The organism is Desulfovibrio piger, from assembly GCF_012843875.1.
GTDB lineage: Bacteria > Desulfobacterota > Desulfovibrionia > Desulfovibrionales > Desulfovibrionaceae > Desulfovibrio.
Genome location: NZ_JABAFY010000064.1, coordinates 1 through 11,177 on the forward strand (window position 1 = coordinate 1; position 11,177 = coordinate 11,177).

Genomic DNA, 11,177 nt, shown 5'->3' on the forward strand with positions numbered 1-11,177 from the left:
GGACTACTTTACCTTGCTTTGGCCTGTATCCTTTGGAGAAAACTGGTATAGCAAGATGTATGCCGGACATTCTCTTAGGCATCATCTGTCTCGTAGCCATTATTTCGCTCATAGAGGCCAAGCAGAGTTCCCCAGAAGCCTCTCCGGGAGCTACCTCAGGTGTGGTGATAGCCTTTCTCCATTTCTTGTACTCATCTACGGAGAGAGCCTCTCTCTCGATTTTCTTCAGCAGCAGGACCGGATCTTCCAGATTTGAGAAGTAGTCGTTCTTTTCAGCTCTTGCGTACATGATGCTGTTACTGTGGAAATCCTCTCTCGAATAGGGCAATTCTGTAATGAGCCAAGGGTAAATATACAAGTAAGTTGCGTCCTCAAGTACCTTGATGATATTTTTTAACCCATCAAGACGCTCATCTTCATGAGAAGCAACCAAAACAACTTTCTTCCCGCACAGAATATTTTTCAGATCTACATCCTCATAGTGCCTGTCATCGAATATACCAGAGACTATATATCCACCGTCATCGAGTAACTTATATTTTTTATCAATGAGGCACCATTCTAACGCAACTTCACTAGAAGCAAAAAACATGATTGTCTGAGTATCATTTTTTTCAATCTTCTCTTTATTGAGACAGGTTGCTGGTAGAGGAAGTAGACCTATAACTTGCCTTTCTAATGCATGCATTGCTGGAATCCACAAGCGCTTTATACTATTTTCACTTTTATATTCATACTTAATATAGTATATTTTTATTTTTCCAAATATAGTATCTTCGATCTCATCAGAATACTGCATTAGTTTATTTTTATATTCAAAACAGCCTATCTTTTTAAGGCTATAACGTTTGTATCGATGTGCATCATAATTTCTAGTTAAGATGTCACTGATTACAGCAGTTTCTTTTATTTTATGAACATCGAATATTGAGGAACTGCTAATCCCCATTGACTTAAGTGCTTCAAGTAATGCTTGATACAATTCACATTCATAATAATCCATACAGTTATTGTAGAAATTTTTTTCCTTATCATAATTATTCGTGTAATGCACATAGGCAAAAGTATTTTTACGCCAATAGGTTATATCATCAAAAACAGTACGATACTTATCGCAAGTAGACTCAATATGTCTTGCGGAATCTAGAATAAATTCCTTTAAAAATGCAAACTTCAGAAACTCGTAATCCTTATCACGCAGCATTGTATTCTCCTATAGGTAACTAGAATTTATTTCTTACTAAAACAGTTCCTTGAAATCCCTATCAATTTTTAAAGAGCAGCAGTCAGGACTCAATCCGTGCTAAAGGGTGAAAGGGGAAAAATTCTTACGATATTTGTAGGATAGCTATCCAGAGACTCGAGTGGTGGGTTAAGGGGGGTACAGGTCTATCATGGTGGTTTCTCCTTCGCTGGGCTGGTTCACCGTTCACGACATAGGGTAGTGGGACTACATCTCACAGGAATTTTTGGAGGAAGTCTCATCTCCATCAGCACATTTGTTGCATCTACAAAATTCTCCTGAGGCCAACCATTTCGCGTACCATTCCAGGAAGCTGCTGCGCTCATAGATGGCCTTATTGCCTTTTCTGATGAACGGGGGACCATTTTTGGCAGCTATGTTTGCGAGCGTCCCTACAGCCAAAGAATTTCCGATATAGCGTGGAATATCCCTACGCTGGAATGTGACTGGAAGTTCTTGTTCGAGCCCGCGGATAATCGTCTCGATTAACTGGGAAGAGTTGTTAGGCATCATATTTTTCTCCGTGAAGCATGCTTTCTGATGCCAAGGTAGGCAAAAGCGACATTTTTCAATATGGTAGATTCTAAAATTTAGAAATAACTTATATTTCAGTATGTTATTTATAATTTTTCGGAGAGACATGGCGGTATCAGGATGAGCTGAGTCACTGGCAGCTGCTTTTGGCAGTTAGGCAAGGCTTCACAGAAGTTTCTGTGGCCTTTCCCTGATCCCCAATCTTTACCAACAACACCGAAACATGCCGAGAGCAGATCATGGGAAAACACAGGTGTTCACGTTCATTTCGCGGGATAAGAGCGGGATAAAAAGAAGAAAAAAGAAAAGGCGGTCACATGCTAAAAGCATGTAACCGCCTGATTTTATTATGGCGCGCCCGGGAGGATTCGAACCCCCGACCAAGAGCTTAGAAGGCTCCTGCTCTATCCACCTGAGCTACGAGCGCGTGCTGTCCTTATAGGTGGCAAGCGTCTGTCCGTCAAGAGGGGGCAGTATGGCCATGGTCCATGCGATGGGACAGGCTGGTCGTCTTGCTGCTCAGGCTGGCGACCGGCCAGATGTCCCTTTCCACTTCAGGAATCATGCGGCATAAGTGCGCCACGGCCCGGCCGCTCTTGTGTTCCGCATCCAGGCGTGGCAAGTTCTGTACTTACTGGTCTGTCTTCACCGTCTCAGGCACGCGGGAGGTCCCATGAATTTTCAGGAAAAGTGGCGCAAATTGCTCCTTCCCCTGCGCTACGGGGGCAGCGGGGTGGATTTCAAGAAGCTGGACCCGGCCCGCAGCCCGTTTTTGCAGGATCGGGACCGCATCATCTATTCCAGTTCGTTCCGGCGTCTGGCCCGCAAGACGCAGGTGCATCCGCTGGTGCGTAACGATCACATCCACACGCGCCTCAGCCATTCGCTGGAGGTCAGCAGCGTGGGGCGTTCGCTGGGCGCCATGGCGGGCTATTTTTTGCGCCGCCGGGACGAGCTGCCGGAGTATGCCGCGCCGGAATTTCCCGGCCAGATCCTCGAAGCCGCCTGCCTGGCCCACGACATCGGCAATCCGCCTTTCGGCCATGCGGGCGAGTTCGCCATCCGTGACTGGTTCGGGGACCCGGCCAACCACACCTATATGAATGCGCTGGAGGAGACGCATCAGAGCGATTTCCGCTGCTTCGACGGCAACGCCCAGGGCTTCCGGGTAGTCAACGTGGTGGAGAACAACCGCGATCAGGGCGGGTTCCGGCTCACCTATCCCACGCTGGCCAGCATGGTCAAATATCCGTGGGATTCCTGGCAGTCCCGTACGCGGAGCGGCAAGTGCAAGTTCAACTACTATCAGGCCGAGGCGGGCATCTTTGAAGAGGTGTTTTGCGCTCTGGGGCTGAAAACGCGCCGGGGCGACTTTGCCCGCCATCCGCTCTCCCTGCTGGCCGAAGCGGCCGACGACACATGTTACCGCATCGTGGACATGGAAGACGCCCGCGAGCTGGACATCATCACCCTGGCGGACATCCTGAAGGTGGTGGAGCCTCTGGCCCCGAGCCTGAAGCTCGACCCGCAGCGGCTGGAAGATATGGGGTCCGACCGGGAGCGGGCCGGGTATGTGCGGGCCCGTGTCATCGGTCACGTGACCGCGAGCCTGTTCGAGACCTTCGCCGCGCAGTACGAGCGCATCATGCGGCGGGAGTTCGAAGGTCCGCTCATGGATATGGCGCCGGAGGACGTCCGGGCCTATATGGACAGGGCCAAAGAGATCTTCAACGGGCGCATCCTCAAGAACAGTCACAAGACGGCGCTGGAGATCGGGTCCTACAGTGTTTACAAGCGCCTGCTGGATACCTTCATCCCGGCCTGCCATCGCCGCATCTGCGATCCCGGGCGGCTCACCTACAAGGAGCAGCAGGCCTTGCAGCTCATGGGCGGCCATGCGCCGCGCCGTGAGGATGACCTGTACGTCTCCTATCTGCGGGTGCTGGATTTCATCACCGGCATGACCGACCAGTACGCCAGCTTCGTGTCCACCCAGTTCCTGGGCACGTCCTGCTAGCGGAGGCATCTTTTACAGGGCCAAAGGCCCCGAAAGCCGGAGGGCAGGGACCAGATGGCCCGCCCTGCCGGTTTCCTGCCGTTGCGCCCTGAAAAGGGCGCTTTTTTATCAGGGGCTGCCAGCCGGGCCGCACGTTCCCGGGGCGATGGCGCGTCCGGGAGCCCGCGGCTAGTCGTCCGGGCGGAGCAGGGGAAGCGGATCGCCTGCGGACGGGGAAAGCTTGCGGGTCAGGCGGCAAAGCTCGTTCCGGCCGTTGTCCGCCCAGTCCGTCAGGAAGGCCATGGCATGGCGGTGCATCTCGTCCTCGCACCAGCGGGCATATTCCTCCAGACCGTCGGCATCCTCCGCATGCTGCCGGGTCTCCCGCATGTGCTGCAAGTGGCGCAGGGCCGTGGCCGCGGCCACGGCGTTGTCGTGCATCTGGCCGAGACTTTCCTGACAGCGACGGCACAGGCGGATCAGGCGTTCGCCGTTCTTGCCGCCCTGGCTGCCGAAAAAGGCCATCAGATAGCGTAACTGCTTGAACGCGATGCGCATGTTGTGCAGCAGGTCTTCGGGGATCAGGTGCCCGTGCGTCCAGCGGTCATGGGCAAGAAGGTCACGTGTGGCCTGATCCACACCGGCCGCCATGATGTCCGCCAGCAGCATGGGCCGGGCGCGTCCGCGGCGGTCCAGCATGGGGCGGCAGGTCTGGGCCGCGGCATTGTCATCCAGCTTGTGCAGCAGCTCCCGGTAGGCGTCCGAGGCATAATGGACCGCGGCACGGGAAAGGGCCGTGGCGCGCTCTTCCTGCAGGGCGGCATACAGGCTGCGCAGACCGGCGGGCAGATCCGCCGGCCGGAAAAGGGGGGCAGTACCTTCCGGGGCCTGTCCGCTTGCGGCGGCGGTCTCGGCGGCACCGGCAGGGATAGGACGCAAGGCATAGTCCCTGATGTGTCCCAAAAGCACGTCCGTATCCCGCACACCGCCCAGCAGCTTGCGGGCCGTACGCAGGTCGGCTTCCACAGAGGCCAGCCAGTCCTTGCGCAGATAGGGTTTCAGGCTGCGGAAGACGGAAAGCAGGCTGCGCAGGATGACGCGGGCATCGTGGATGGGCTCTTCGTCCAGGGCGCTGTCGCTGCGGGCCAGCTCATGCAGGGCCCGTGCCTGCTTTTGCAGATACGCGCTGAAATGGCTGCTGAACAATTGCCCGGAAGGCGGCGCCTGGACCGGGATGGGCGCGTCGGCATCGGCATCGAAGGTCCAGAACCATTCTAGGGAGGACTTGCCGAACAGGCGTTCCCAGAGCGGCGCATGGATGACCAGCTGCTTGCGCAGGCGCAGGGGCGTGCGCACCCGGATGAGGAAGAGGACGGGGGGCTCACCGGGCAGGCGTATCTCCAGCGGATCGAAGCGCAGGGCGAAACGGGCCACCTGCACGATGGCCGCCAGCACCACGGCGGTACGCCGCCGGGGATCGTCGCGGGCACAACCCATGGCGGTGAGCAGGGGCTCCACCTTGTCCGTACGGCCCTTGCCCACGGTGAGCAGGGTCAGGACCATGGCCAGCAGCCGGTTGCCGGCGGCATCAAGGCGCTTGAGAGGATGGGTGAGCAGGATCTCGCCCGCATCGGGCATCCCGTCCCCCAGCTCCACCAAGGTATGGGCCAGCACGGCCAGAGGGGCCAGGTCCCTGTCCAGACCGTGCTGGGGAGCCAGCCCGGCGAAGATGGACAGGACAAGATCGGTTTCCCGCTGGCGGGCGGCCAGGTCGATGCCGAACAACCGGCAGAGGCGGCGGAGCCCGCAGGGGCGCAGGGCGGGAGAATCATTGCGCAGGCAGCGTGTGCCGCGCCAGAGCAGGGTGCGGGGCGTGGTAGGGGGAGCTTCGTCCATGCGGCGTCTCCTTGGCAGGCGTCTGTCGGAAAAAGAGGCGTCCCCGGGCCGGAAAGGCAGGGATGAAGGCCCGGAGGCTGCTTGGAGCATAGCCTTCCCGAAACAGGCGCGCAAGGGGGCTGAGCGTCATTGCGGGGACGTATGCCAAGGGACGGCGGGACAGTGAGCGTTGCGGCAGGAGGACTAGGCGCGGCCGTGTCTTCTCCGGGATGGGGGGTGCCGGGGAGAAGGCGGCCGCCGGCAAGGCCTTGCCGTACAGCCCGGATATGCGGAAGGCGGGCCCTCCCGAAAACGGGAAACGGCGCGAAAGCCGGGGCAGGGCCCTGCTTCCGCGCCGTGTGATGACGCTGTTTGCGGCGGTATTGCCTAGACTTCGAAGAGCATCTCCAGATCCTCGCGGGTCAGGGACTTCCAGGTGTCCTGACCGGGGATGATGGCCTCGGCCACGCCACGCTTGGCTTCCTGCAGCTTGAGGATCTTTTCTTCCACCGTGTTCTGGCAGATGAGCTTGTAGGAGAACACCTGCCGCGTCTGGCCGATGCGGTGGGTACGGTCCGTAGCCTGGCTTTCCACGGCGGGGTTCCACCACGGGTCGTAGTGGATGACGTAGTCCGCGCTGGTCAGGTTCAGGCCCGTGCCGCCCGCCTTGAGCGAGATGAGGAAGATGGGGATGTCCGGGCTGTTGTTGAAGCGGTCCACCTGTTCGAAGCGGTCCTTGCTGGCGCCGTCCAGATAGCAGAAGGGGATCTGCGAGAACTCCAGCCACTGGCGGATGATCTGGAGCATCTGCACGAACTGCGAGAAGACCAGCACCTTGTGGCCGCCCTCCACGATCTCCATGACCATGTCCTTGAAGGCGTCGAACTTGCCGGAAGGCAGGTTGTTGGAGAAGCCGGGCAGGTCGATCTTGAGCAGGCGCGGATGGCAGCAGATCTGGCGCAGCTTGAGCAGGGCGTCCAGGATGGACATCTGGCTCTTGGCCAGGCCCTTTTCGTCCACGTCGGCCAGCACCTGGGCGCGCAGCTTGCGGGCCAGGGCGGCGTAGAGCTCGGCCTGGGCCTCTTCCAGCGCGCAGCAGGTGACGCTTTCCACCTTGGGCGGCAGGTCCTTGGCCACTTCGGCCTTGGTACGGCGCAAAATGAAGGGCCGCACGCGGGTGCGCAGGTAGTCCAGGGTCTCGGCGTCGCCGTCCTTGATGGGCTTGACGATGCCGCGCTGGAAGGCATGCTGCGAACCGAGGAAGCCGGGCATCAGGAACTCGAACAGGCTCCAGAGCTCGAAGAGGTTGTTCTCGATGGGCGTACCGGACAGGCACAGGCGCATGCGGGCATGGATGCGGCGCACGGCGCGGGCCGTGATGGTGTTGGGGTTCTTGATGTTCTGGGCTTCGTCCAGGATGACGGTGTTGAACTCGTACTTCTCCATCTCCTCCAGGTCACGCCGCAGCAGGGCGTAGGTGGTGATGATGAGGTCCGATTCCGCGATATGCTTGAACATGCCCTCGCGGCGCGTGCCGTAGATGGTCAGGCGGCGCAGGCCGGGCACGAACTTTTCCGCTTCGCGCTCCCAGTTGGGCAGCACCGAGGTGGGCACCACGATAAGGTTGGGGCCCTCGAAGCGGCTTTCCACCATATGCTGGATGAAGGCCAGGGTCTGCACGGTCTTGCCCAGGCCCATCTCGTCGGCCAGGATGCCGCCGAAGCCGTATTCCGACAGGAAGTTGAGGTAGGACAGGCCCTGCAGCTGGTAGCTGCGCAGATTGGCCTGCAGCGCCTTTGGCGGCGGTACGGGCCGCACCTCGCGGAAGGAGCGGATCTTTTCGCGCAGGTTGTTCCAGAAGGAGTCCGTGCGCGCGCCGGGCAGGTCTTCCAGCAGGCTGTCCAGCACCGGTGCCTCGAACTGCTTGAACTTGGTCTGCGGCGGCTTGCTGGGGTCCAGGCCCAGGGCCGTGAGCTTGTGGGCGATCTTTTCCAGCCAGGATTCGGGCAGGCTGGTGTAGGAGCCGTCCTTGAGCTGCACATAGCGCTTGCCGCGGGTCCAGGCCTTCCAGATCTTGTCCAGGGGCAGGGACTGGCCTTCGTAATCCACGCTGATCTCCAGCGAGAACCACTTTTCCTTCTCGTTGCTCACCACCTCGGCCGAGATGGAGGACTTGGCCGTGCGCATCTTGTAGCGCGAAAGGGCGCGCTCGCCGTAGACGCGGTAGTTCTCCACCAGCGTGGGGTAGGAGTCCAGCAGGAAGGCGATGGCTTCTTCCGGCTCCAGGAACCACAGCTTGCTGGAACGGGCCTGGAAGTCCATGCCCGCCAGCTCGTTCATGAGCTGGGCCTCTTCTTCCTGATGGCGGCGCACCAGATAGGTCTGGCCTTCGTAGGTGTAGCTGCCGGTCTGGAAATCGGGGTTGGGGCCGTTGAGCGTGAACTCGCCGTGACGGGTCTGGTAGATGTTGTCGATCTCCAGGGTCAGCAGGCTGCCTTCCTCGTCCAGGAAGAGCTTGGGATTGTAGGTGGCCGGCTGGAACACGGGCTCCATCATGCGCAGGAACTGCTGCGGCTCGTAGAGTTCGGACGAGGGCAGGCGCGTCCAGACGCGGTCCAGGAACTCGGAGATCTCTTCCTGCGGCACCACCGGGCGTTCGTAGATGAGGTTGTGCACCAGCGACGGATACAGGCCCGTCTGTACGGGATAGAAATTGTGCTGGTAACAGACCCAGAGCGGCATCTGGCCGTGGAAGGTGATGGGCGCGTCCTCGGGGGCCTCGGCGCCATGCAGGTGGTCGCTGGGCGCCCCGTTGGCCCGGATGGGCAGGGGCGGGCGGCCTTCACGCTTGAGCAGCACGTCGAAGCTGAAGCCGTTGTCATCGAAATTGGGCTTGAGCTTGAGGGCAAAGGGCGTGCTCTCGATGCGGCAGGGACGGTCGGTATCCTTCCAGAGCAGGTAATATTCCTTGCGTACGGCCCAGAAGAACCACGAGGTCAGACCGTCGGGGATCTCCACACGATGACCGTAATAGTCCAGGTGCTGGCCTATCTGGCGGGCCACATGCGGCAGCTGGGGCGAGAACTCGCACCAGTCGGGATTGTTGATGATCTGCTGGAGCGTGATCTCGTTGTGCACGCTGGACAGGCCGGACTTGTTCTGGCGGCCCCGGAAGAAGGAGACCAGCAGACGGCCCTGCTCCGGCTGGAAGCGGAAAATAAGGTAGTGCTTGCCGGGCTCGGGCTCCATGTCTGTGGAGAAGAAGGAGCGGAAGCTCTGCTTCCAGTCCTTGGCAGGGGGCGTGACTTCTTCGGCGTCGCCCTGTTCCTTGCGCAGTTCCTCCAGCAGACGCAGGGCCAGGGCCGCCACATGACGGCATGTGCTGGTGAAGGATTCCGAACAGTTGCACTGGTGGCGGGTGCTGCGATCCGTGATGGAGAAAGTCAGGCTGGGCGTATAGACTTGGAGGTCTTCGCCCTGGATGACGCCTTGCGCCTCCCAGGTCTCGCCCTCCTGGATATTTATTTTTTGCACCCCGCCTTCGGACAGGATATAGTAAGCCGTATCACGGATATACTCCGGAACGGCGTCGTGCAGGAAGGCCTGGCACATCTCCCTGACGACGTTCTGCTCAGATCTGCTCATGCATACTCTCCGCGGCCCGGTTTTCTGCGCGGGCTCCGTTGAAAAATCGCAGTAATAGATTTGGGAGTAATATCACAGGCATCACTTCAATGGCAATAGACGCGCGTAACTTATGAAAAAATATTTTATGAAAAAAAAGTTGGTATTTTTCGCCGCTTCCCGGGCAGCGGGCAAGGGCTCTCCGGCAGGGGGCAGCGCCCCCTGGAGAGTTTTTTTTCTGCTCCTCCTGCTGCTTTGTCTGCCGCTGTCCGCCGCCGCGGATGACGAGGAGGGTAGCATGCCCCCCACGGACGGCGATCGCATTTTGCTGGGCAGTATCGGTGAGGCCTCCAACCTCATCCCGTATCTGACGGCGGACTCCGCCTCCCACGAAGTGGCGGATCTGCTTTATGTGGCGCCGCTGCGCTTCAATAAGGATCTGGAGCCGGAATGCTGGGCGGCGGAGTCCTTCAGCATGGAAGACGAGGGCCGTCTGCTGCGCTTCCGTCTGCGCAAGGGCATCCTCTGGGAAGACGGCACCGAACTGACGGCCGCGGATGTGGAGTTCACCTACAAAATGGTCATCGACCCGGCCACGGGCAGTCCCTATGCGGACGACTTTCTCCAGATCAAGGAATTCCGCGTGCTGGACCGCTACAGCTTCGAGGTTCGCTACGAGCATTTCTTTGCCCGGGCCGTGTCTTCCTGGATGAATCCCATCCTGCCCAGGCACATCCTGGAAGGGCAGAACATCCGTACCACCTCCTTCGCCCGCAAGCCTGTGGGCGCCGGGCCCTACCGTCTCCAGCGCTGGGAGCCGGGCGTACGCATCGTGCTGGAAGCTTCCCCCACCTACTTTTTGGGCAGGCCGCACATCAGCGAGGTGGTCTTCCGCATCATCCCGGATACGGCCACCATGTTCATGGAGACCTGCGCCGGGCGTCTGGACGTGATGGAGCTGAGCCCGCAGCAGTACCTGCGCCAGACATCGGGGAAAAAATGGGCGGAATCCTTCCACAAATACCGCTATCTGGCCTCGGTCTACAATTTCCTGGGCTTCAATCTGGAACATCCTTTCTTCAAGGATAAAAAGGTACGGCAGGCCATCTCCTGCGCCATCAACCGGGGCGACATCGTCAAGGGCGTCCTGCTGGGGCTGGGGGAACCGGCCTTCGGGCCCTACAAGCCGGGCACCTGGGCCTATCATCCGGGCCTGCGCCCTGTGAGCTTCAATCCCGACAGGGCCCGCAAACTGCTGGCCGAGGCGGGCTTCACGGACAGTGACGGCGACGGCATCCTGGACAAGGACGGCAAGCCGCTGGCGTTCACCATCCTGACCAACCAGGGCAACGAGCCGCGCATCCTCACCGCCACCATCATCCAGAGCCAGCTGCGGGCCGTGGGCATCGACGTGCGCATCCGCACCGTGGAATGGGCCGCCTTCATCCGGGAATTCGTGAATACCGGCCGCTTCGATGCCATCATCCTGGGCTGGACCATCACCCAGGACCCGGACATCTTCGCGGTCTGGCATTCCTCGCAGGCCGTGCCCGGCGGCCTGAACTTCATCCACTACAAGAACCCCGATCTGGACAAAGTGCTGGAAGAGGCCCGCTCCACGCCGGACCGTCAGCGCCGGACCGCGCTGTACCATCAGGCGCAGGAGATCCTGGACGGGGATCAGCCCTATTGCTTCCTCTATGTGCCCTATGCCCTGCCTGTGGTGCAGAACCGTTTCATGGGCATCAAACCCGCCCTGGCGGGCATCATGTACAACTTTGAGGAATGGTGGGTGCCCAAGAGCCTGCAGCGCTACAAGGTGACGCCGTAGATAGTGTCGTCAAATTCAAAAGTATGTTATAATCTCTTCACTTACAATGAGGAGAGACCATATGGCGGCACATC

General features: G+C 59.1%; 6 protein-coding genes and 1 tRNA gene. 2 read left to right on the top strand and 5 right to left on the bottom strand.

What is annotated here, in order from left to right:
• The 3 genes from HF854_RS11335 to HF854_RS11345 form a co-directional block, all read right to left on the bottom strand.
• On the bottom strand, nucleotides 1-1,204 hold a 1,204-nt coding region (locus HF854_RS11335), incomplete at its 3' end, for a hypothetical protein (protein WP_168936389.1).
• Nucleotides 1,205-1,450: 246 nt separating this feature from the next.
• Complete coding sequence (locus HF854_RS11340; RefSeq protein ID WP_168936390.1) at nucleotides 1,451-1,756, bottom strand: hypothetical protein; 306 nt, start codon at nucleotides 1,754-1,756, stop codon at nucleotides 1,451-1,453.
• Nucleotides 1,757-2,127: 371 nt separating this feature from the next.
• Nucleotides 2,128-2,204: transfer RNA gene (locus HF854_RS11345), tRNA-Arg, on the bottom strand.
• Nucleotides 2,205-2,450: 246 nt separating this feature from the next.
• Here HF854_RS11345 and HF854_RS11350 point away from each other — a divergent pair.
• Complete coding sequence (locus HF854_RS11350) at nucleotides 2,451-3,794, top strand: deoxyguanosinetriphosphate triphosphohydrolase (RefSeq protein ID WP_168936391.1); 1,344 nt, start codon at nucleotides 2,451-2,453, stop codon at nucleotides 3,792-3,794.
• A 168-nt stretch (nucleotides 3,795-3,962) separates the two neighbouring features.
• Here HF854_RS11350 and HF854_RS11355 read toward each other — a convergent pair whose 3' ends face one another.
• Nucleotides 3,963-5,669: a CHAD domain-containing protein gene (locus HF854_RS11355; RefSeq protein ID WP_168936392.1), complete on the bottom strand. Its 1,707-nt coding sequence runs from the start codon at nucleotides 5,667-5,669 to the stop codon at nucleotides 3,963-3,965.
• A gap of 366 nt (nucleotides 5,670-6,035) precedes the next feature.
• Nucleotides 6,036-9,293 carry a DEAD/DEAH box helicase gene (locus HF854_RS11360; RefSeq protein WP_168936393.1) on the bottom strand — a complete coding sequence of 1,086 codons (3,258 nt, stop codon included), beginning with the start codon at nucleotides 9,291-9,293 and terminating at the stop codon, nucleotides 6,036-6,038.
• A 277-nt stretch (nucleotides 9,294-9,570) separates the two neighbouring features.
• On the opposite strand from HF854_RS11360, the gene HF854_RS11365 reads away from it, so the two are divergent.
• On the top strand, nucleotides 9,571-11,103 hold the full coding sequence (locus HF854_RS11365) for a peptide-binding protein (RefSeq protein ID WP_240937743.1): 1,533 nt from the start codon (nucleotides 9,571-9,573) through the stop codon (nucleotides 11,101-11,103).
• Nucleotides 11,104-11,177: the final 74 nt, after the last annotated feature.

What these genes read in the sequence shown, in the direction of transcription:
- HF854_RS11340 (WP_168936390.1), bottom strand. Translation starts at nt 1,756, where the DNA reads ATGATGCCTAACAACTCTTCCCAGTTAATCGAGACGATTATCCGCGGG.
- HF854_RS11350 (WP_168936391.1), top strand. Translation starts at nt 2,451, where the DNA reads ATGAATTTTCAGGAAAAGTGGCGCAAATTGCTCCTTCCCCTGCGCTAC.
- HF854_RS11355 (WP_168936392.1), bottom strand. Translation starts at nt 5,669, where the DNA reads ATGGACGAAGCTCCCCCTACCACGCCCCGCACCCTGCTCTGGCGCGGC.
- HF854_RS11360 (WP_168936393.1), bottom strand. Translation starts at nt 9,293, where the DNA reads ATGAGCAGATCTGAGCAGAACGTCGTCAGGGAGATGTGCCAGGCCTTC.
- HF854_RS11365 (WP_240937743.1), top strand. Translation starts at nt 9,571, where the DNA reads ATGCCCCCCACGGACGGCGATCGCATTTTGCTGGGCAGTATCGGTGAG.